This window comes from Bradyrhizobium erythrophlei (assembly GCF_042430365.1).
GTDB lineage: Bacteria > Pseudomonadota > Alphaproteobacteria > Rhizobiales > Xanthobacteraceae > Bradyrhizobium > Bradyrhizobium erythrophlei.
The window spans coordinates 50,225-71,569 of record NZ_JBHMET010000006.1 but is presented as its reverse complement, the minus strand read 5'-3'; the positions used below and the strand labels follow the sequence as shown (position 1 = coordinate 71,569).

The following is a 21,345-nucleotide window of genomic DNA, read 5'->3' as shown; positions in this document are numbered from 1 at the left end:
CCGCTCGATCGTAGACGAGCCCGGCTGGTAGGGGCAGCCGCAGTTCGCCCCGCGCCGCCTTCTGGCGTTCCCCTTGGTGCAGGCGCATCCGAAGCTGATGCAACTCCGCCTCGCTCATGATGCCGGACAAGCCCAACAGCAGGCGGTCGTGGTAGGCGCGCGGATCGTAAAGCCGCTCACCATCCGCAATGAGCACGCCGAATACCGAGCACAGTTCGAGAAGTTGATGCCAGTCCCGGTTATTGCGGGCCAAGCGAGAAGCATCGAGACTCACGACTAGACCGGCGTTGCCAAGGCCGATCTCGGCAATGAGCTTCTGGAAACCATGACGATCCACGCCGCCAGCACCGGATTTGCCTAGATCCTCGTCAATCACCTGGACGCGCTCAGGCGGCCAACCCAGACCGATGGCACGATCGACGAGGCGGTACTGTAGCTCGGTGCTCTCCTGATGCTGGCGCACCTGGTTCACGGATGACTGCCGCACGTAGACATAGGCCAACTTGGCTCGGTGTGCGGTCGTGAGCCGCTCGTCAGCGATGTTCGAGCTGATCAGCACGACCCAGTTCCCTTCCGGGCGTGCCGGGGATCGCTTGCATTCGCCGCATCAGCGCGGCGATCGTTTGAGCAATCTGGGTTTGCGTCGCGGTCGACAGATTCGGCCACAGGCGCGGAATGCCAGCCGTCGGATGGCCGGGTGGATTTGCTAACGTCGGCAGGGGTCGATACGCAACGCGACCTGGAAGCGGTCGGTGGGTCATCGCGAATCACCTTCTCGTCGAGAAGGCTCAGACTCGCGCTCAAATGTTGCATCAATGGGATCAGCGTGCGTGCACTGACGCGCGGCAGATCGGCTGCGTCCGGGCGGGAAGTGATCGCCGTCTCGGCAAGGTCCGTCGACGCGATCCGAACCGCCCGCCGGCGTCCGTCCGGCAGCGCGACGACGACGTAGGCGGGACCGCGTCCCGACCGCTCCTTCAGCACCTCAAGCCGGTGCCCAAATAGGAAATGATGCGGGTCAGTGATCGTGACGTGAGACACGACCCGTTCAAGAATAGGGGTACTCTGCCGTGTTCGGCGACCCCACCTACGCCGACGCCGTCCTCGACCGCCTGGTCCACAATGCCCACCGGATCGATCTCAACGGCGAGAGCCTGCGGCGAACCCGCAAGCCCGGCCGAAAGGCCTGAGCCTTTGGCGCTGTGGACATGCCGCTGCGCTTGGACAACGCGAAGGGCGTTGCCCACATGCCCACAGCAGGAGCAGCAAAAAACAAGTCCTTCGAGCCGCGATTCAAGATTGACCACGCGGCTTCGCCGATGCCAGAAACCAAACAGCCAGAACGCCTCGCGCCCCGGGCGACATCAAATCGGAATGGTGGGCGAGATCATCTCGGAATCCTGGGCGAGATCAAATCGGTACACCCGGGCGAGATCATCGGAATCCGCACTGGGATAAGTCCGGCCAAGTCAAAAAGCCGGCCACCACGTTCCCGGGCCGTTGCAGCCACTCAAACGAGAAGACCGCGACAGCTGCCGGGTCAATTGGCTTTCCTTGATGCAGCCCCACGCAAACTATAGATTTCCTGGCGAGGCGCCGCGTGCTCTTGCGTTTGGTCCAGCTCTTCAGGGTGCCATTTCAGGGGTTTGCGTGCTTCTTATCAAACAGGTCCGGGTACAGCCGGCGCATGATCGCCAGACCTTACGGCAGAGCCCGACCACCTTCTGGCCGTGCCGCAGCCTGAGTGTTCTTCGAAGGGCGCCGAATTGCACGCAGCCGACCTTCATGAATGTGGCGCCTAAAATAGCCGAACTTCATCGAATTTGGGTGGAAAGTAGCCTAAATTCTGCTTGGGAACGTCATAGACTTTGCTGTCTGTGCAACAGAAGAGCCGACACTCCGGCCACTGAGGAAGCGATATGACTCCGTCCAGCACCGCGCCCGCCGCGAACAATCTCGACGCCTTTTTCATGCCGTTCACGGCGAACCGGCAATTCAAGAAGAACCCACGGCTATTGGCTAAGGCCAAGGGCGTGCACTACTGGACGCCGGAAGGGCGGCGCATCATCGACGGTACGGCAGGCTTGTGGTGCGTCAATGCCGGCCATGGCCGCGAGGAGATCAAAGCCGCCATAAACCAGCAGCTTGAAGAGATGGATTACGCTCCTTCGTTCCAGATGGGTCATCCGAAGTCGTTCGAGCTGGCGGCGTGCCACGCCGCCATGTTGCCGGGTGATCTGAACCACGCCTTCTACTGCAACTCCGGCTCCGAAGCGGTCGACAGCGCGCTTAAGATCGCGCTTGCCTGGCAACGCGCGCGCGGCCAAGGCACGCGTACCCGCCTAATCGGCCGCGAGCGCGGCTACCACGGTGTCGGCTTCGGCGGCATGTCGGTGGGCGGCATGGTGAACAACCGAAAGCAGTTCGGTACGCTGCTAACCGGCGTCGACCATCTTCCGCACACGCACATCCCATCCCAGAATGCGTTCTCGCGCGGCTTGCCCGAGCATGGCGCGGAACTCGCCGATGAGTTGGAGCGGATCGTGGCGCTGCACGACGCCTCAACCATTGCGGCGGTGATTGTTGAGCCCTGCGCCGGCTCGACGGGCTATCTGCCGCCGCCCAAGGGCTATTTGCAGCGCCTGCGCCAAATCTGCGACAAACATGGCATCCTGCTAATCTTCGACGAGGTAATCACCGGATTTGGACGCCTAGGGACTGGTTTTGCTGCCGAATTCTTCGGCGTGATCCCCGACCTGATGACGGTCGCCAAGGCCATCTCTAACGGCGTCGTGCCGATGGGCGGCGTGTTCGTAAGGAAGTGCGTCTATGACGGGCTGACGAACGGGCCCGAGAATGCGATCGACCTCTTTCACGGCTACACCTACTCCGCCCATCCGCTGGCCTGCGCCGCGGCCTCGGCCGTGCTCGATATCTACAAAAACGAGGGCGTATTCCAGCACGCTGCCGAACTCTCCATGTACTGGGAGGATAGCGTCCATTCGCTGAAGGGCACCTTACCCATCACGGACATCCGTAATTTGGGTTTGGCCGCCGGTATAGACCTTGAACCGCGTAAGTATGAGCCCGGCACGCGCGGCTACGACGTCTTCGTCAAGGCGTTCGAACTCGGCTTGATGGTGCGCAATTCAGGCGACTGCATCGCCATTTCGCCGCCGCTCGTCATTGAGAAGAGCCATGTCGACGAGATCATCGAGATCGTCGGCAAGGCGATCAAGGCCGTCGCCTGACGGCGCTGAGATCCCGAGCAGCAAACCTTCCCTCCACTATCTTGCACGGAACGGCCACTTGGGCATTGATCCGGGAAGTACTTGGCCCAGCAACTCCATCCTCATGGCAATATGGCGCTAGCTGGATCGTTTGGTAGATCTGTGTTTCTTGGTAAGGGAGTCAATATCCTTCGACGAGCCGCCTCCCTTTGCGGCTGCACGACGGCAGCCAAGAATGGTCGGCAACTGTCGTCGTTGCTGTTGCGCCACGCATTCTCTCACTGGAGATTGACTGGTCTCGTGTGCATAGGCACTGGTTGGTTACGCAGAGCTTTGATCATCCCGCGCAGCAGATTGGGTAGCCACCCCGTCACTTCGTAGCGCGGAGGCCGTGGTGGAGGCCGGTCGCCGCAATCAGCTCTCAAAAACTCGTCCTTTGACGTCGCGGTGGACGCGGACGATTTCGAGCGCATGGGACTCCGGCTTTGCGCGGAGGATATTGGCCATCCGCTTGGGTATGCCCATCGCGGTGATCCGCTGCTGTATTCGCTCGTCCGGTGCCCGGTGAACTCTTCGATGAGATTGCTGACCCGCTATAGTCACGGATATTCTCTCGGACAAGAGGAGCGAATATTGCACCACATAAACGCCCGTCCAGCATAGAGGGGGAGCGGATAGACGAACACTCGACACGCGAAGCCAAGTTTGGCCAACGGAAGATTCGAGCAGAGAGGCTAGCCGGTCGTCCACCCGACTTATTGTCGATTTCCTGAATGCGTTGCTCGGTTTCGGCTGCGTGGGCGGACGACATCCTCGATATTGGCCAAGGTCTGGCTCTAGATAGATAGCGATGGCCGGACAACTCTCAGCTGCCTCGTATACTCATCTTCGGCGATCAGCAACCCAACACGCTGGGCGATCGGGCACCTAGCTTGTGCACTCCTGTCTGCTCAAAAGGTGCGTTATTGACAGTTGAACGCAGCATTGTTGCATTCGCAGGGACTATTTTGCTGCAAACACGAAGAGTGCCTCGGATACAGTTCGTGCTTGCGTGAGGCGCACGGTCGAAGGGCTCCGTACGGGAAGTCTGGCAAATCCGAACGATGTTTCTGGATCACGGGTTGCTCATCGAGGGCGGCTTCCCGAGCAGGTGTTCACAAATCCGGAGGAAGCTCGCGTGACACAATCAGGATGCCAGGTGTCGAGCTTCGCCAAGATCGCCAGCGCTCAAGACGAGCCGATAGGCATTCGCCTTGGGGAGCTTGCTGAAAGCTGGGCAAAGTACTGGCCGACACCGGCCACTCCGTTCTGGTGGCGCGCGGCCCCGCCAGCGGCTGGTCCTTGGTCAAGGCCGGCCAACAGGGCCGATATTGTCGTCGTTGGAGCAGGCTTTACGGGGCTTTCTGCCGCCTTGATCCTCGCGCGCGCAGGACGGAGCGTCGTCGTCGTTGATGCCGGCGCGCCTGGCTTCGGCGCGAGCACTCGCAACGGCGGTCAGATTGGCAGCGGCAATCAGAAATTTCGGGTGAACACCCTCATCCAAATGAAGGGGGAGCGGAAGGCCGTCGAGTTGCTCCGGGAAGGAATCGAAATGCTCGACGGCATCGAAGCGTTCATCCAGCGAGAGAAGATTGATTGCTCATTTATACGCTGCGGGCGTTTCCGCGGCGCGATGCGGCCAGAGCATTACGAAAATATGGCTCGCGACATGGAGGATTTAAAACATTTCGTTCGCGTCGACTCCTGCATGATTAGCCGAGACGAGCAGCACAAGGAGATTGGCTCGGATCTATTTTATGGCGGCTCGCTGCTACCGAACGATGCGAGCCTGCATCCCGGCAAGTACCATGCGGGGCTGCTCGACCGCGTCATCAAGGCTGGGGCGGTGGTTCACGGCAATACGGCGGTGCTCGGGATCACGAGCGGACGGGCCGGGCATACGCTGCATTTCGCCGGCTTTCAGATTCAGGCCAGGGACGTCCTTATTGCGACCAACGGCTACACGAAAAACGTAGGCGCTTTCTTTCGTAAGCGGATCGTCCCAATTCGCTCAGCGCAACTGACAACCGAGATAATTCCAGCGCAATTGTTCGATCAGCTAATGCCAAGAAGGCGCGTGTACGGCAACACCAATCGCGTGTTCTTCTATTTTCGTCCAGCGCCAGATGAAAACCGGCTGATCTGGGGTGGGCGCGCGAGCCATTTCGCTGGCGACTTCGCGCTCGCCGCGTACTCGCACTTGGCGCGCGACGTGTTGCGTACCTTTCCGGTATTGAGAAACGTGAAGGTTTCCTACACTTGGAGCGGTCTCATTGGTTACACGTTTGATGAGTTTCCGCACTTGGGCCGGACGCCGGATGGGATTCATTACGCAATGGGATACTGCGGAACGGGCGTTTCCCGCGCTACGCATTTTGGACGAAAGATTGCGCTCAAGATGCTCGGAAAAGCGGAAGGTCGATCGGCGTTCGATGATCTGACCTTTCCGAGCCATGTTTTCCACGCGTTCGCGAAACCAGCCGTGCCCGCCATTGAAGCGTGGTACCGCGCCCGCGACATCACAGGACTCTGACGGAGGTGAAATGACCGCATGCAGATCGACGCGTGGGGTAGGGCACGACGGCTCAACAGCTGTCGCGTCGGAACCGACCAGCGGTTAGGCCGCCTGCCTCGTCTCGCGGTGCGCTCACCGATCGCGGCAAGATCGGCCGATTGACCTATTGAACCAACATTTTCAGCAACCGAAGCTCAGCACTCTCAATGTGCTGAGAGGAAAGCCTTTGATAATCGCATCGGAATGTATGAGTTTAGCGGAAGATCGCTTTCCGAGTGCTCGGGCAGTAGGTCGGCTCGCACTACCGGGTTGCCGATCATTGATCATCGAACTGGGCTCGTGACGTCACAGGATTCTGAAGGAGGTGAAATGGCCACTCACGCGAAAGCACAACAGGAGAGACAAAATATATCGTCTGGTGGGGCATACGAAGATGTTTTTGGTTATTCGCGAGCTGTGGCGAAGCGTGGCCATATTCACGTATCCGGCACATGCGCTCCAGCGGACTTCGAAGGACGCAGCGCTTATGAGCAGGCAAAAGCCGCTCTGAAGACAATCTCGATGGCACTTCACGCAGCGGGCGCAGAGCTTACAGATGTCGTCCGTACCGTGGTGTATGTCCGCGACATTGCTGATGCGGACGACGTCGCAAGGGCCCACCTGGAAACGTTCGGCTCAATTCGGCCAGCTTCGACCCTTGTACAAGTCACCTCCATGTTGCGCGCTTGGCAACTCGTCGAAATCGAAGCGTATGCCTTGATAGGGTGATGTACGAGTCCCCATCTGGGCCAGAGCGAACTTCAATCTGGATTAAGTCCAGGGGCAAGGTCACCGCCACAGCTAGCGAGGAAGTTAGAGCGAGCGAAATGGAGCACACGACACAAGCAACACACGCAAGCATTATCAGCCGATCTCGAGAGATTATCCGCCTGAAGAAGCTGCTGCTGACGCCGGCGCTGAAAGCGCGGATGCCGAAGTCGGCCATAAGGATGCCATAAGCGATTGGCCTCCCCCCTAGTCGATCCCTGAGTGGCGCCAAGGTCGTAAAAAGGCCGGAGGGAGGTCTGTGCGCTTCAAAAGTTTAGCGTTCTGTGAGTGGCGCGTGCGAGATATCCGAGCCAGTGAAGGATTGGCCGCTCCGGCCGGGCCGGAACGTCGGTGGCTGGCGCACGCTCATCAGGCCACCGCGTGGACGTACAAGCCCGAGCAGAGAATGAGCACGGCCTGGATGATTGGATAATCGCGGTTGTTGATCGCATCTACCGTCAAACGACCAATCCCCGGTATGTCGAACACCGTTTTGGTGATGACGACACCGCCGATCAACTGGGCAAAACCCAGGCCGATCACGGTCAGGATCGGAACGCCCGCGTTCTTCAGCGCATGATGGAAAAGCAAGGAATATGACGAGGCGCCCTTGGCCGCGGCCGTTCGGATATAGTCTTCTGACAGCACCTCGAGCATGCTCGCCCGCGTGATCCGCGCGATGAGAGCAATATAGGCCAGACTTAAAGTCACCGTCGGTAGCAGCAGGCTCGCGAACCAGGGCTCCGGGCTCTGATCAAATGGCTTGTATCCATGCACCGGCAGCAAGCGCATGCTGATCGCGAACCCGTAGATGAAGAAGTAGCCAATAACGAACACCGGGACGGAAAATCCGAGCGCCGCGAAGGCACGAGAGGAAGCGGTACGGCGGAATTGCTTGAGCTTTGAGAATCAGCATTCGACGAGATAGCGCTGGGCATAGAGATACTTGTCGAGCGGATGTTTGAGCGCCCCTGACGGATTGTTGGGAATGACGGCGAGCGCGCCTTTGGCGGCGATGGCTTGGCGCAAGTGATCGGCGTCATAAGCCGTATCGGCCATCACGACCTCGGCAGGTAAACCCTCGATTAATTCGGCGGCTTGCGGTGTATCGCCCTTCTGGCCTGCGGTGAGGGTGAATCGGATAGGACACCCCAAGCCGCGAACGGCCATATGTATCTTGGTACTCAGGCCGCCACGCGAACGGCCGATCGCCTGATCTTCAGACCCCCTTTTTTAGCCCCGGCAGCGTGCTGGTGGGCTCGGACAATGGTGGAATCGACAATCAGATATTCGAAGTCCGGATCGTCGGACATCGCCTCGAAAATCCGCCACCAAACACCTTTGGCGCTCCATCGACTGAAGCGCCAGAACACGCTGTTCTAGTCGCCGAACGCTTCGGGCAGATCACGCCAAGGCGAGCCTGTGCGCACGATCCAGAGTGCGCCCTCCACAAACATCCGGTTGTCCCGTCCGGTCGAACCTTTTTGGTCAGGCCGGCCAATGATCAGCGGCGCCATCCGCTCCCACATCGCATCGCTCAAAACCAACCGGTCCATCACACCCAAGACTGCCCCCGAAAAGCAGCTTTGAATCTGATTTGCTCCCAAAAGGGAATCCTCAGAGTCCACACCACCTAACGAACACTCTCAATCGACTCTCGTGCAGAGTTGATTCCGGGCCGACTTCCGGATGATCTGCATCATCAAGCTTCGGATCATTGTTCTGCACTGCGATTCGAGACATTTCGCAGTGGCAACAGGGACGAATTTGCCGGAAATCTGCATCGTATGCGTGCTAGAGATTAAAATATGAGCAAGCAGAGCATCGAAGCAATTCGCGGCGAGTTGCACCATGCGGCCGCCGGGCAGGATGACATTGATTCATCGCATCTGTTCTTCGTTCGGACAGAGTTAAAGTTCATGTGGCAGGACACGGTCAAAAAATTGTTGCCCGCTCCATTGAGAAGAAGCAGCACAGGTTCTACGCGTAGGCACGCAACGCATGGGTGACAGTGCGACGGGCCGGAATTCAGACGAATGCACAAGGGTACAACGACGATCTGCTTGCCTCAACGAGTGCTCGAGCTAGTAGGCCGGCTTACGCCATGAGGTTCTCTGCCCTCCTAATGCTCGGGATCGCGATCAGTCGACCATCAAAAACCGACCGCGCCGTCCCTCGCGATTGGCATCCTTCATGGCGTCGAGAATCCGTCGAATTGCGTGAATCTCCTCCTCTCGTGGTGAAAAGACGTAGTTCGCCGAATCAATCTGCCAGCATGAATTGCTCAGCCCACCACATTCCAGCGCGGCGGCATAGACCGGCAAACTTCAATGCGCCACGGGCCGGACGGCAGCTGCGTCAAGACTTGCAGAATCGATTGAACCTGCCGGCTAGTCGGCTAAAATGTATAACGTTGTCCTAAGATCCGAGATTATTGGACCGCACGATGCAGTTCAACCCTGCCACCACGGCAAATCTCAATTTGAAGCTCCTGCAGACTTTTTTACTCATCGCTGAGCACAACAGCTTTCGTGCCGCAGCGGAAAAGGTGTTTCGGTCTCAATCCGCGGTGAGCGCTCAAATTCGTCACCTGGAAGAACAACTTGGCATTCCATTGTTTCACCGCACGACGCGGCGCGTTCATCTCACCTCCGAGGGCCTGCAATTAGCCGAGTGCGCCAAGCGGGCCTTACTAGAGGTCGAGTCCGGATTGCGCCTAATTCGAGAATCGGCGGATATTCGGCGGGGCCGCGTTTCGCTCTCCTGTTCGCCGACCATAGCAGAAGCAAGGCTTGCCCGAGTGCTGGCTGCGTTTGAGAAGGAGCACCCTGGCATCGAGATCGCCGTCCGCGAACTGACCTCTGAGGCGCTATTTGAGAGCGTCCGGAGGCGGGAGGTCGATTTTGGCATTGGCCCCGTGGTCGAGACGACCGAGTTCCAGTTTGAACCTTTATTGGAAGATGCCTTATACGCGCTGGTACCTAGGTGCCTGCTGACGACGACGAGGGATACAATTTCTTTGGCTACTCTAACGAATATGCCGCTCTTGGTCTTGAGTGCGGCTACGGCCCTCCGACGGATGCTTGAAGCGACGACGAGAGAGCGCAATCTAAGCTTCACAACCCGTTACGAGTTTGCGCAGGCACAGACTTTGATCTCGATGGCTGATGCCGGTCTCGGCGCTGCCATACTGCCCCGAGTCGCGTTGCCGCTAAGGACAAGTCCAAAAACTCATGCCCTTCGGATAGTAAATCCTCCGCTAATTCGACAGGTGGCTCTCATCACGCTAAAGGGGCAATCACTTTCGCCGGCGTCGGCACGCCTCGTACAATTGCTTCGGCAACTGATTCCAGACCCGCTAGAGCGGGGCAGGCTTGCTCGAAGACCGAAGCTCAAAAGAGCCAAGAAATTGTGCTAACAACTAAACAGACCAAGTTGCGTAGGCTTGCTGATGGGGTTATCCGCCGAGTTGATGCTGGCCACGTGAACCTAGTAGCTCGTCACAGTGATTATGACTCATTGGATATGATTGGATAAGCGCGGCCCATCTTGGCGCGGGCTTTGTCGATTGTGAACATCTATTTGATGCGGGCGCCTGCGGCGTTTCGTTGTTGTTCCCCTGCGGCGATTTCGCTGACGAGGCGCGTGGGATCGTCGATTCTGCGGTCCAGGCACCGGCCGCGGAGCACGCCGATCTCGATCTCGACCATGTTGAGCCAACTGGCATGCCTGGGAGTGTAGTGGAGCTCCAGGCGGCGCAGAATCCGCCGAGCTTCGGCGGGCGCGAACGCCTCATAGAGGGCACCGGCCAATTGGGTCGGCAGGTTGTCCTGCACGACGCGGATGAACGCGGCCTCGGGATAATGGACATCGACGAGTTCGCGCATGCATTGGGCGTAGTCTTCTGCCGCCCGCCGCTCGGTGACCTTGACCTTGCGCCAGGGCCTATGCACGTCGATGCAGACGAAGAGATTGACGGTGCCGTTGCAGCGGTGCTCGCAATCGTAGCGTTCGAGCCCGCCCGGTTCGGGCGGGATCGGTTGGCGCACCTCGCCGATCAGCTGGACTGGGCTCTCGTCGAAACAGACCACCGGCTGCTGGGGATCTGGCGCATAGAGGTCGAGCACGTCCTCTATACGGGCGACGTATTCGCCATCGACCTTTGGAATGCACCACATGCCTTGCGCCACGACTTGAGATCGTTCTCGGCCAGCCGCCGGCGTACCGTCTCGCCCGACAGGCTCCCGTGCCCGGTGAGCCTGACCATGGCGTCGGCCAGAAGTTCCAGCGTCCAGCGGGCGCGACCCTCGGGCGGACTGGCGCAAGCCGTTGCCACCAGCAGGACTTCTTCCTTGCCGGTGAGGTTGCGCGCCGCCGCCCCGGGGCGCGGGATCCTCGCTGAGCGCCCGCTCCAGATTGCCTTCCACGAAGCGCCGCTTGGTCCGGTACACGGTAGAGCCGCCCACCGCCACGGTGCGAGCAATCTCTTCATCGCTGCAGCCGGCATCGGCCGCCAGCAATATCTGGGCACGCTTGAGTTTGCGGGCCGCCCGTTTGCCCTTGTTCAACATCGCGGTGAGTTCACGGCGTTCGACTTGGCTCAATTCGACCCGGTAACGTACATTCATCGCGACCTCCTTGTTGGAGGACCGGACGAATCGACAAATGAATCGAAAATCAGGCGCCGACCGCCACCTCAGCGATCGAGGCTTCACCGAAAAGCAGGGGTAGTACCTGGCCTTCATCTACACCTACGCGCACATGTTCCGTCGTCCGCCTGCCCGGGCCGACATGCAGCGTCACTTTCAGGTTACCCCGCCCTCGGTGCACCAGATGATCGTCACCCTCGAACGAAACGGCCTCATTCGGCGCCAACCAGGCGTCGCACGAAGCATCCAGATCCTCGTTGCTCCGAAAGACCTGCCCATCGTGAACTGGCTTGGAATCGACCAGTCATAATCACTGTGACGAGCCACTAGCTGCCATAAAACGGACGATTCGAATCGCACTTAGGAGACGAGATCCGGTCTGCGAGCGTCTCCGGTGTTCGGAAATGCAACTGGAGGATCGGCCGAAAGCACATCGTCAACAGGTGAATGCGCCCCGATCGAGTTGCCGTCTAACCACTTGCACGGCATCGACACAGTGTAGTCGAGATCGAGAACGACGGCGGGGTGGCGACGTCCACCTCTCTCCGTGGCCGATTGCGCCGAGGGAACGTCAACTGGGATAAAATTCTTCAAGCCGACTAATCTGAGACGAAGCGCTCCGACATCTGATCGGCCGGGCATGTTCCATTTGTCGATGACCTCGGAGTACGCATACAAGGTGTCGCCCGCGACAGTGGGTGACACATGTTGACCGCCATTGATTGCGAGCACGCCAAGAACGTTTTCCAGTCCGTCATATGTCAATGCTCGGCATATAGAAATAACATGCCCGCCATAGACGAGGCGTTTGCCGATCTTGGATCGTTGCATCTCGACGGCATCAAAATGAACGCGTGCGTTGTTCTGGTAAAGTCGTGTTGCGCACAGGTGGTCAGCTTCTTCTATGGTCATACCGAGTGGGTGGTCGATACGCTCTCCAGGCGCAAAATCGTTCCATAGGATTCGCGAACCAGTTGCGTCGCACCACTCATCCAAGGTTACTTTCGAACTAAACCGACCAGGTGAACAAAGCTCGTCCGAGGGAATGGCGCTGACGAACTCCGGTTCGTAGCATTCTTTAACGATCGACTGCGGTCTTCGCTTGAGAACCATCACCCAGCGCACCCAGCTTAGGATAGGTCGCTCATCCTGATTGTAGCAGGTCGAACGCACGTATACGATGCCGGTCTTGCGGCTGGAATTTTCCTTTAATCCAATTACGACGCTTTCGGATCGTAGAGTATCTCCGGAAAATACAGGTTCGATGAATCGGAGTTCGGCATAACCCAGATTGGCCACGGCGTTGAGCGATATCTCTGCAACCGTCTTGCCGAAGGCGATGTTGAAAACAAGGAAGTCATCCAGCGGCCGATTGCGATAGCCGAGACTGCGAGCGATCGTAAGGGCAGAGTGGGGTACGTGGCGGCTTCCAGTCAGCGCAATGTAGAGCGAAGCTTCCGCTTCTGTAACGGTGCGCGGAGTTGCATGACGAATGACTTGATTGAGTCGAAAGTCCTCAAAGAAGCTGCCATGTCGATCTCTTGGCATCATTCTACTCCTTGGGATCCACTTGCGCAGTGTCCCTCTGCAATACTTGCTGCCACCCTACACACGGATCGCGCTCGGGTCCGGCAACCAGGCCGGAATCATGCAACTTGCCGACTACAGCGGAATCGAGCCCCAGGACTTCTAACAGTACTTCGTCGGTGTGCTGCCCGAGCAAAGGGGCCGGATCAATCGGACCGCGTGGACAATGGGCAATCCGTACAGGCGTTCCCGCAGCCAGGTGCTCTCCCACGCCCGGCGTTTGGATCCGGGCAAATACCGGGTTGGCCTCGCTCATGCGCGGATCGTTCTTTAATGCCTCGCGGACGGTCTGATACACGCCCCAGCACACTCCTTGACGATCAAAAAGATCGGAGATTTCGGCGAGGGTCCGCAACGCCGTCCATGACTCAACGATCGCAGCGATGTCTTCTCGGGCTTCGTAGCGATCATTTTCCTTGGCGAAATCAAGACTAAGCCGGTTCTCCAGGGTGGCAATCGGTTGCTGAAGGCTGCAAGCCATGACGAGATTCTTCCATTGTGCAAGCGAAATCGCCGCTACATAGACGCGGCGCTTGTCGCGGGTCGGAAAATCTCGACCGAAAGCTCCGTAGAGATAGTTTCCTTGCGATGGACGCTCCTGATCGAGGAGTTCTGCTTCGGCAGACATGCCAAGATGCGCCAGCATGGAGAACGCGACGTCGGCAAGCGCGATCCGCAGTTCGGCACCCGCTCTGGTCCGCTGCCGCTGGGTCCATGCTGTAGTAATCGCAAAGGCCGCTTGGTACGCGCAGGCGATGTCCCATGCGGGCAAAACGTGGTTGACCGGCGATGAGATTGATCCATTGCCCGTCATCGCTGGAATGCCGACGGCGCAGTTTACCGTATAGTCGACCGCAGTCGACCCGTCCGCGTTGCCCTCGATCGTACACGTGATCACGTCTTGCCGGAGCTTCGAAAGAGTGGCGTGCGAAAGCCAAGACGCACCAATATTGGTGAGCAGTACGCCGGCGCCACCTCCTGTCGCAGTTACAAGCGATTGGACGAGTTCTCGGCCTTCCGGCCGACGAATGTCGACGGCAAATGAGCGCTTGCCCTTGTTGAGGCCGGTCCAATACAGGCTCCTGCCGCCTGAGACGGTGGGTTGGCGCGCGTAGTCGATTCCTCCGCCAGGCAGATCGATACGAATTACATCTGCGCCGAATTGCGATAAGGTCATTCCAGCGAGTGGCGCCGCGATGAATGCGGAGCTCTCGACAACGCGCAGTCCATGCAAAAAGTGATAGTTCATCGTTTTCTTCACAGTTCAACGTCAGCTGGGCTGCCGCATTTTCCGTGGTTTCGGCTTACCTAAACCTCACCGACGGTCACAACAATCAGACTTATCTTGCCGATTGTGAAGTTTCTTCGATTAAACGCGATCTGCTCGGGTTGGTCCTAGTCCCCGCTTTTCGGCGATCGCGTCCCGGAAAGTTGAGCCGAAAAAAGCCCCGGCCATGACTTGCAGTGCATCGCCAGAGAATTCCCGCGCCAGGTTTGCTTTGAGTTGGCTCATTTCCAACACGCACCACGCGCTTGAGCATTAGCAGCCGCAACATGGTGAACTGCATGCTTCTTTTTCACGTTTACGGTCGGTTTTGCACGGACGATGGCTCATTATATAGCCAGATTGCATAATCGGCGGCATAAACTCATTTGTCTATCTATGGGGCGCAGACGTAGGGTGCAGCTTCGTCGCTGAACTGAAGGGGTGCGAATTGGATTCCCTGCCACTGCCCACCTTTGAAGCCGTAACGCAATCCGTAGGCGCTCTAGAAGGACTGCGTGTTCTGGATATCGCGACGTTCGTCGCTGCTCCTTTTTGCGGCACAATTCTTGCCGACTTCGGTGCGGAAGTTATCAAGGTCGAACAGCCGAAGGGAGGTGACCCGTTGCGGCAGTTTGGCACAATCAGTCAATGCGGGGATAGTCTGGTTTGGTTGAGTGAAGCGCGGAACAAGAAAACCGCGACGCTCGATTTGCGCAAACCTGAAGGTGTTGTGCTGTTCAAGAACCTGGCAGCGAAGGCGGACATCATTCTCGAGAACTTCCGGCCGGGGACCCTCGAAAAGTGGGGATTAGGATTTGAGACGCTGCGGGAAGTAAACCCAAGACTGATCATGCTGCGGATCAGTGCATACGGGCAGACCGGTCCGAAACGCGATGAACCGGGCTTCGCGCGTATCGCGCACGCATTTGCAGGTATCTCATGGCTTTCAGGTGAAGCCGATGGTCCTCCGGTGGTCCCTGGATCGACATCGATGGCCGATTACATCTCTGGAATGTGGGGAGCCATAGGTGTGCTGACTGCACTTCGGGCCCGAGACAGGACTGGCCGCGGGCAATTCATTGATCTCGCTCTTTACGAATCGGTCTTTCGCTTACTCGACGAGCTTGCCCCTGCCTACGCAAAGTACGGCACGATACGTGAACGCATGGGAGCGGATACCGTCAACGTCGTTCCACACAGCCACTACCGCACTGGCACAGGCGAATGGGTGGCGCTCGCTTGCACTAGTGACAAGATGTTCGCTCGATTCGCGAGCGTGATGGAGCGTCCCGAGCTCGCGCAGGAATTTCCGACGAGCGCGACGCGCGTTCAAAACCGTGAACACATCAATTCAGTCGTTGCGCAATGGATGGCCAACCATTCTCTTGAGGACATCATTGGTAGAACGCGGGATGGTGGTGTACCATGTGCTCAGATCTACTCGATTCGCGAGATTTTCGAGGATCCTCAATACGCGGCGCGAGGCAACTTGTTGGATGTTGAGGACCCGCGTGTCGGCGCACTGGTGGTGCCCGCACCAGTCCCGCGCCTTTCAGAAACTCCGCCTGTTTTCAGGCACACCGGTCGTCCGTTAGGGGCGGACAACCAAGACGTCTTCTCGAAGCTTGCGGGCCTGAGCGCTGAAGAGATCCTCGCGGCCCGCGCTGCTGGCGTCATCTAGGGGCCTGCACATGCCTACCTAGGATCGCGAGCGAAGGGGCGTGCTTGAGTTCTATTCACCTTCCGCGACCGTAGCTAAGGATGAGATAAAATCACGGTCGCTAAGGGAGCCTTAGTAGTGTTCTTCCAAGCGAACTCAGAAGTGAGGCATTAATGAGCATTGCGCAAGTTGTTGAGCAGCGGTTTCAGCATTGGATTGCAGGTGCGGACGTGACCAGTGCCGATGGTGCCACCTTTGTTACCGAGAACCCGACGACCGGACGCGCCTGGGGCAAGTTTGCGTTAGGTGCACCGACGGACGTCAACGAAGCAGTACATGCAGCACAGAGCGCTCGCAAGGCCTGGGCGAAAATCTCGCCCACACGACGTGGCCGTATGATGATGCGCTGGGCAGACAAGATCGCCGAGAACGCAGAGCGCCTAGGAAGGTTGGAGTCGATACAGAACGGTAAGCTGGCGAGCGAACTTGTGTTGCAGGCAAGGATCGTACCGGACTGGTTATATTATTATGGGGGGCTTGCCGACAAAATCGAGGGACGGGTGATTCCGCTCGATAGAACGTCAGTTCTCAACTATACGATGCGGGAGCCACTTGGCGTTATTGGCGTCGTAATGCCCTGGAACTCTCCACTGTTCCTTGCTGTGATGGCAATCGCGCCTGCGTTGGCTGCTGGCAATACAGTCGTCGTAAAGCCCTCGGAGGTTACATCAGCTTCGATGCTCGAGGCGGCAAAACTTGCAAAGGAGGCCGATTTTCCGGACGGTGTGATCAATGTCATTACGGGAGGGCGAGATACTGCCGAGGCGTTGGTAAGCCACTCTGGCGTGGCGAAGATCGCCTTCACCGGAGGAGTCGAGGCTGGGCGCAAGGTTGCGGTGTCAACCGCTTCGCGATTTGCTCATGCTACGCTCGAGCTTGGTGGGAAAAGCGCGAGCATTGTTTTCCCCGACGCCGATTTGGCGCAAGCGGAAGCTGGGCTGCTTGCTGGTATCTTTGCGGCAGCCGGACAGACATGTGTCGCCGGTTCACGCGCACTGATCCACCGCAGCATTCATGATCAACTGCTGCAGAGGCTTGTCGAGCGCGCCGCTGACATCCGCATCGGTGACCCGCTTGTCTCCTCCACACAGATGGGACCGATTGCGACCCGATCTCAGCTCTCGAAGAACGAGGTCATGGTTCAGCGGGCGGTCGCCGACGGAGCCAAGGTTGCCTTCGGCGGCGAGCGAATTAGACCAGACGGATTTCGAGATGGGTTTTTCTTCTCGCCAACAATCCTGACCAACGTTCGTCCTCACGATTTCATTGCTCAAAACGAAGTGTTTGGTCCGGTGCTTTCGGTCATTCCATTCGATGACGAGGAAGAGGCCTTGACTATAGCAAACGACACCCAATTTGGGCTGGCTGCCGGCGTCTGGACAATGGACCTGCGACGCGCTCATCGCATGGCGCGTGCGCTTGAGGCTGGAACGGTGTGGATAAACATGTACCGTGGCATAACGTTCAATTCTCCCTTCGGAGGGTACAAGGCGAGCGGGATTGGACGCCAAAATGGCATTGAGGCCATTGACTCGTACCTGCAAACAAAAAGCGTATGGTGTGAGTTAGATGAAGTCGCGCAGGACCCTTTTGTATTGCGGTCTTGAGGGTCGACCGGTGTTTCGCCTAATTGCCCTTGACCAGTCAGTTTTCTCAACCATTGCCGGATCAAGGACCTCAACGGCATCGAGGTCTCCAGATACGGTCACTGTCACGGCCGCGACATCGCACTATGATTTCGCGACCTCCGACGACACGCAAAGAGCGATCCCGCGTTGGCGTATCTTGCTAGCACACGATCGGCGTCCCGCGGTTGCGGCATCGCGGCACAATCGGCGGTTCGCTCGCCAATAGCGATCCGGCAGCCGACTGCCCGGCCGCGTGCTGGCACGAACGCGACGATCAAGACCAACAAGCGTTTGATCGAAGCCGACAATTACTTCAAGGGCCAGTTCGCAATGGCATTGAACGACGGCGAGATCATCACTGCGGTCTCCTTCCCGATTCCCGCCAGGCTATGCCAAATTCCCACATCCTGCCTCTCGCTTCGCACTCACCGGCGGTTCATCGTAAAGACGAAATGAGCGATGTGCGTGTCGCGGCGCGCATCGCAAAACGGCGTGATGCGGGTCGGGACAACCGATGGGCGCTAAAGTCAAACTGGTCGGTAAGTGCGCTGGATGGCATCACTACTCCGGCGAGCGGCCTGATCAGCGGCATCCACGGCACTGTCAATTAGCGCGCGCATCAAAGTGCTGGCGCAACGCGCGGTAACCGGCACTAGGCATCAGGGCCCGCCGTTGAACGGGGCAAAATCCCCCGGCCGGCTTCAATCTGCGTACACCGTCAGGCGACGGCGTTTCGTCTTTCCGAAGGTCCTCTCTCGTGGAGCAAGCCGAGGATTGGAACGTCTCGCGCTGACGGAGCTGGATTCCTGCTGCGATCAGTACGAAACCTTGAAAAGCCTCGAAGGAAGGCGGGCAACAATCCCAGCCCGCTTCCAAAACCGAATCAGGACTGTATTGTCAGCGCAAAGAAATTAACCTTTTCGCTGACTGCTGTCAGATGGATCTTTTCGATCCATCTGCTTGGAATCCGGCGTTCTCACGCCAGAAATCACCCGATTCTGGCAGATATTGCAGGCTACCCCGCAATTTTGCAGGAAATCAAACTGCCTCTTCGATTAGAAAACGTATATTGGGGAGGTTCGCAAACGAAGACCAGTGCTCTGAAGAAAATAAAAAGATCCGAGTGGGTCTGACCTTTTGCGGCAGCCGCTCCCAGCACTACCGGGGCGGGCCTATCGACACAACGAACGGACATATATCGCGTTGCCGCACGCTTCGTTGCCCAGCAGCGGTGACATCGCTAGGTTCTCTTAGATGAACCGTTGGCTGGAGAAGTGAAAAATGAGCATTCCACCAATTAAGGGTGTGCTGTCACCCGTCGTAACTCCCTTCGATTCGAACTTGCGTCCGGACATCGATCGATTTGTACGCCATTGCCGCTGGCTAGAGGCAAATGGCGTGGGGCTAGCCGTGTTTGGCACCAACTCCGAAGCTAATTCTCTCAGCGTCGAAGAGCGAATGATGCTCTTAGGAGCGTTGATCGATTCCGGGATTGATTCCGCGCGAATGATGCCCGGCACTGGCTGCTGTTCGCTAACCGACTCGGTGCAACTCTCCCGCCACGCCGTAAAACTGGGCTGCGGAGGCGTTTTGATGCTTCCGCCGTTTTACTACAAGCAGGTGTCCGACGAAGGGTTGTACCGATATTTTTCTGAGGTCGTTGAGCGCGTCGGAGATACCAGGCTGAGGATTTATCTCTACCATATTCCCCCCGTATCACAGATTCCGATAAGTACCGCATTGATTGAGCGGCTGCTGAAGAAATATCCGCAGACTGTCGCCGGAATCAAAGACTCATCTGGTGACTGGAACAACACAAAGGCCGTGCTGGAGGCGTTCGCTTCTGCAGGTTTCGGTGTGTTCGCAGGAAGTGAAACGTTCTTGCTCGCTAACATGCGGGCCGGTGGCGCTGGCTGCATCAGTGCCACAGCCAATGTTAACCCCGGTCCAATTCACAGACTTTATGCGACGTGGGAGCGCGATGACTCGGATGCACAGCAAGCGAATCTGAATGCGGTCCGAGCTGCTTTTCATAACTTTCCCATGATCCCTGGGCTTAAACAGACGATAGCCCATTGGAGCAAAGATCGGACCTGGTCGAAGGTGCGGCCGCCGCTGGTCGAGTTGACGGATGCTCAGAAGGCGAAGCTTCTTGGCGACCTAGACGCGTTGGGCTTCGACATGCCCGGCTTGGTACGCTGATTAGAGAGTCGTCCGTAAGAAGCTGATTTGAGCGCGGGCGAGACGGTGCTGGCTGTGATGAGAGCGGTCAGAAGGATGCGCCAAAAGATCCCTTAGCCAGGCGAGGATGCGGCCGAAGTTATGGCCGACTGCTGCGCGGCCGGGCGGCCGTCAGCTCATCGAACACATAGCCGCCACCGCCGCCGAATCTCGCTCGCCCTCGCTGACGAGAACGAGGGCCAGGTCCGGGCTGTGCTCGAGCGGACGCACATGACGGCGAGACCCCATCGACAGACAGCCAAGCAATCATTGGCCACACGCAGCCCACCTCCATCAAGATTGGAGGAGTGGCAATGGATACCGCCGACGAGCATGAGGCCGCAAAGCCGCTGTCAGATCGGCTTATCATTGAGCTACCGCTCATCGGACTTTGGCATTGCGCGATGCGCTTGTAGAAAATTGGGCCATCGAATTCCAGACGGTCTTGCATAACCTCGAGCTCGCGACCTTCTACCGGTTTGCTTCTCGGCGAGCGCGGCGACAAGGGCAACGTCACGGTGACTTTTTGCCATTGTCGACGCGATCGACGGACGCGTCCATCGTCTCAAACTCGCCGATATCTATCCGGCCTGCGATGAGCCGCCCCCTGGAGAATCTACATGGCGTTCGATCCTCGCGCTCGAGTGCTCCAAAAGCGCAAGGGAGAGGGCCTGCTGAGCGGACCACGACGGAGCGGTCGATTGGGATTCTCCATAGCTTAGCCGGCACACAGCACAGCGCGCACATTCATCGGGTTGCACGCGATCTCAGAATGGCTGTCACGGACGGGGAGAGTTGCAACCAATTCCAACAAGCCGGGTCTCGTTTGGCTGATCATGTCGACCGAGCGCCGGGGTATCCTAGACGCCGGGAGATAGTCGCTGCTGCATTCATAACAAGAGGCGCCAGCTGCCGTTCACTTTGCGGGGTAAAATGAAAGAGCGGCATGGTAACGGAAATCGCCGCTGCAGCTCTTCCCCTCCGATCGTGGATGACGGCCGCGATAGAGGCGATCTCGGGAATGAACTCTCCTACATTCAGCGCGTATCCTCGCTCGCGAACGCAGCGCAGCTCGCGCTCAAGCGCGCTCGCCTTGGTGATCGTCCGGTCCGTATAGGCCTCGAGGCCGAGCGCCAAAATCTCTTTCAGAGTTGAGCCAGGCATCTGCGATAGTATAGCTTTTCCAGTAGCCGTGCAGTGCGCTGGGTTGCGGCCCCCTGGTGCCGCGATATGCTTGATCGATCCGGGGCCAAGTACGGTCTCGACGGTGATAGCCTCAGTCTTGTTCCAAAGACTGATCGAAGCCGTTTCTCTCGTGCTATCGGCAAGTTCCTCGAGATAAGGTCGCGCCACGCGGACCACATCGAGTTCAGCAAGAAGTCTGCTCGCCAGCGCGATAAGCTCAACTCCGAGCCCAAAACGTCCAGTCTCTTCGTCGCGCTCGACGAATCCATTGTGTTCGAGCGTCGCCAGAGTCCTCGAAACCGCGCTTGCATGCCTTCCTAGGCGGCGCGCGATTTCATTCACGCCAATCGGCCTTTCACTCGCGCCGAGAACCCTCAGCAGATTTAATGCGCGCTGCACGGTCGTAACCTCGCCGCCGGCTCGGTCGCGATCCCGTGGGGAATGTTTGCCAGAACTCATCGACGACACCTCAGCTCAACTTGACAAGCGCTCACGCAC

At 58.1% G+C, this 21,345-nt stretch carries 14 protein-coding genes and 4 pseudogenes; 9 read left to right on the top strand and 9 right to left on the bottom strand.

Annotated elements, in window-relative coordinates; genetic code table 11:
* Positions 1-559, bottom strand: a 559-nt coding sequence (locus ACFFWD_RS00640) for a recombinase family protein (RefSeq protein ID WP_376960387.1), incomplete at its 3' end; no start/stop codon positions are given.
* A gap of 511 nt (positions 560-1,070) precedes the next feature.
* Between ACFFWD_RS00640 and ACFFWD_RS00635 the strand changes: the two are divergent.
* The 4 genes and pseudogenes from ACFFWD_RS00635 to ACFFWD_RS00620 form a co-directional block, all read left to right on the top strand.
* Positions 1,071-1,190 (top strand): annotated as a pseudogene (locus ACFFWD_RS00635) (ATP-binding protein); the annotation flags it as partial.
* A 729-nt stretch (positions 1,191-1,919) separates the two neighbouring features.
* Positions 1,920-3,251 carry an omega-aminotransferase AptA gene (aptA, locus tag ACFFWD_RS00630; RefSeq protein WP_376960385.1) on the top strand — a complete coding sequence of 444 codons (1,332 nt, stop codon included), beginning with the start codon at positions 1,920-1,922 and terminating at the stop codon, positions 3,249-3,251.
* A 1,177-nt stretch (positions 3,252-4,428) separates the two neighbouring features.
* Positions 4,429-5,802 carry an NAD(P)/FAD-dependent oxidoreductase gene (locus ACFFWD_RS00625; RefSeq protein ID WP_376960383.1) on the top strand — a complete coding sequence of 458 codons (1,374 nt, stop codon included), beginning with the start codon at positions 4,429-4,431 and terminating at the stop codon, positions 5,800-5,802.
* Between the two features lie 351 nt (positions 5,803-6,153).
* A complete protein-coding gene (locus tag ACFFWD_RS00620; RefSeq protein WP_376960381.1) occupies positions 6,154-6,552 on the top strand; it encodes a Rid family hydrolase in 399 nt (132 codons plus the stop codon).
* Here the strand turns inward: ACFFWD_RS00620 and ACFFWD_RS00615 are convergent.
* The 4 genes and pseudogenes from ACFFWD_RS00615 to ACFFWD_RS00600 all read right to left on the bottom strand — a co-directional run bounded on the left by ACFFWD_RS00615 (position 6,491) and on the right by ACFFWD_RS00600 (position 8,915).
* The gene (locus tag ACFFWD_RS00615; protein WP_376960379.1) at positions 6,491-6,823 is read right to left on the bottom strand and encodes an MFS transporter; all 333 of its coding nucleotides are present in this window, start codon (positions 6,821-6,823) and stop codon (positions 6,491-6,493) included. The two genes, ACFFWD_RS00620 and ACFFWD_RS00615, sit on opposite strands and share 62 nt — an antisense overlap.
* A gap of 137 nt (positions 6,824-6,960) precedes the next feature.
* Positions 6,961-7,455 (bottom strand): annotated as a pseudogene (locus tag ACFFWD_RS00610) (ABC transporter permease); the annotation flags it as partial.
* Positions 7,456-7,503: 48 nt separating this feature from the next.
* A pseudogene (locus ACFFWD_RS00605) lies at positions 7,504-8,156 on the bottom strand (IS5 family transposase); the annotation flags it as partial.
* Between the two features lie 576 nt (positions 8,157-8,732).
* Positions 8,733-8,915, bottom strand: a complete 183-nt coding sequence (locus ACFFWD_RS00600; protein WP_376960377.1) for a hypothetical protein — start codon at positions 8,913-8,915, stop codon at positions 8,733-8,735.
* Between the two features lie 122 nt (positions 8,916-9,037).
* On the opposite strand from ACFFWD_RS00600, the gene ACFFWD_RS00595 reads away from it, so the two are divergent.
* Positions 9,038-10,009, top strand: a complete 972-nt coding sequence (locus ACFFWD_RS00595) for a LysR family transcriptional regulator (protein ID WP_376960375.1) — start codon at positions 9,038-9,040, stop codon at positions 10,007-10,009.
* Between the two features lie 91 nt (positions 10,010-10,100).
* Here the strand turns inward: ACFFWD_RS00595 and ACFFWD_RS00590 are convergent.
* Positions 10,101-11,219: pseudogene (locus ACFFWD_RS00590) on the bottom strand (IS630 family transposase).
* A gap of 133 nt (positions 11,220-11,352) precedes the next feature.
* Here ACFFWD_RS00590 and ACFFWD_RS00585 point away from each other — a divergent pair.
* Positions 11,353-11,550 (top strand): LexA family protein, encoded by a 198-nt coding sequence (locus tag ACFFWD_RS00585; RefSeq protein ID WP_376960373.1) that lies wholly within the window; start codon positions 11,353-11,355, stop codon positions 11,548-11,550.
* 50 nt (positions 11,551-11,600) lie between these two features.
* On the opposite strand, the gene ACFFWD_RS00580 is transcribed toward ACFFWD_RS00585, so the two are convergent.
* Together ACFFWD_RS00580 and ACFFWD_RS00575 are read right to left on the bottom strand one after the other, a co-directional pair.
* Positions 11,601-12,788 carry a MaoC family dehydratase gene (locus ACFFWD_RS00580; RefSeq protein ID WP_376960371.1) on the bottom strand — a complete coding sequence of 396 codons (1,188 nt, stop codon included), beginning with the start codon at positions 12,786-12,788 and terminating at the stop codon, positions 11,601-11,603.
* A 4-nt stretch (positions 12,789-12,792) separates the two neighbouring features.
* Positions 12,793-14,076 (bottom strand): CoA transferase, encoded by a 1,284-nt coding sequence (locus ACFFWD_RS00575; RefSeq protein WP_376960369.1) that lies wholly within the window; start codon positions 14,074-14,076, stop codon positions 12,793-12,795.
* A 466-nt stretch (positions 14,077-14,542) separates the two neighbouring features.
* Between ACFFWD_RS00575 and ACFFWD_RS00570 the strand changes: the two genes are divergently transcribed.
* From ACFFWD_RS00570 to ACFFWD_RS00560, 3 genes are all read left to right on the top strand, one after another.
* Positions 14,543-15,775 carry a CaiB/BaiF CoA transferase family protein gene (locus ACFFWD_RS00570; RefSeq protein ID WP_376960367.1) on the top strand — a complete coding sequence of 411 codons (1,233 nt, stop codon included), beginning with the start codon at positions 14,543-14,545 and terminating at the stop codon, positions 15,773-15,775.
* A 152-nt stretch (positions 15,776-15,927) separates the two neighbouring features.
* On the top strand, positions 15,928-17,421 hold the full coding sequence (locus tag ACFFWD_RS00565) for an aldehyde dehydrogenase (protein WP_376960365.1): 1,494 nt from the start codon (positions 15,928-15,930) through the stop codon (positions 17,419-17,421).
* A gap of 1,302 nt (positions 17,422-18,723) precedes the next feature.
* Positions 18,724-19,644: a dihydrodipicolinate synthase family protein gene (locus ACFFWD_RS00560; RefSeq protein WP_376960363.1), complete on the top strand. Its 921-nt coding sequence runs from the start codon at positions 18,724-18,726 to the stop codon at positions 19,642-19,644.
* 852 nt (positions 19,645-20,496) lie between these two features.
* On the opposite strand, the gene ACFFWD_RS00555 is transcribed toward ACFFWD_RS00560, so the two are convergent.
* A complete protein-coding gene (locus ACFFWD_RS00555; protein ID WP_376960361.1) occupies positions 20,497-21,306 on the bottom strand; it encodes an IclR family transcriptional regulator in 810 nt (269 codons plus the stop codon).
* Between the last annotated feature and the right edge of the window lie 39 nt (positions 21,307-21,345).

What these genes read in the sequence shown, in the direction of transcription:
- ACFFWD_RS00580 (WP_376960371.1), bottom strand. Translation starts at nt 12,788, where the DNA reads ATGCCAAGAGATCGACATGGCAGCTTCTTTGAGGACTTTCGACTCAAT.
- ACFFWD_RS00565 (WP_376960365.1), top strand. Translation starts at nt 15,928, where the DNA reads ATGAGCATTGCGCAAGTTGTTGAGCAGCGGTTTCAGCATTGGATTGCA.
- ACFFWD_RS00555 (WP_376960361.1), bottom strand. Translation starts at nt 21,306, where the DNA reads ATGAGTTCTGGCAAACATTCCCCACGGGATCGCGACCGAGCCGGCGGC.
- aptA (WP_376960385.1), top strand. Translation starts at nt 1,920, where the DNA reads ATGACTCCGTCCAGCACCGCGCCCGCCGCGAACAATCTCGACGCCTTT.
- ACFFWD_RS00560 (WP_376960363.1), top strand. Translation starts at nt 18,724, where the DNA reads ATGAGCATTCCACCAATTAAGGGTGTGCTGTCACCCGTCGTAACTCCC.
- ACFFWD_RS00575 (WP_376960369.1), bottom strand. Translation starts at nt 14,076, where the DNA reads ATGAACTATCACTTTTTGCATGGACTGCGCGTTGTCGAGAGCTCCGCA.
- ACFFWD_RS00620 (WP_376960381.1), top strand. Translation starts at nt 6,154, where the DNA reads ATGGCCACTCACGCGAAAGCACAACAGGAGAGACAAAATATATCGTCT.
- ACFFWD_RS00595 (WP_376960375.1), top strand. Translation starts at nt 9,038, where the DNA reads ATGCAGTTCAACCCTGCCACCACGGCAAATCTCAATTTGAAGCTCCTG.
- ACFFWD_RS00585 (WP_376960373.1), top strand. Translation starts at nt 11,353, where the DNA reads ATGTTCCGTCGTCCGCCTGCCCGGGCCGACATGCAGCGTCACTTTCAG.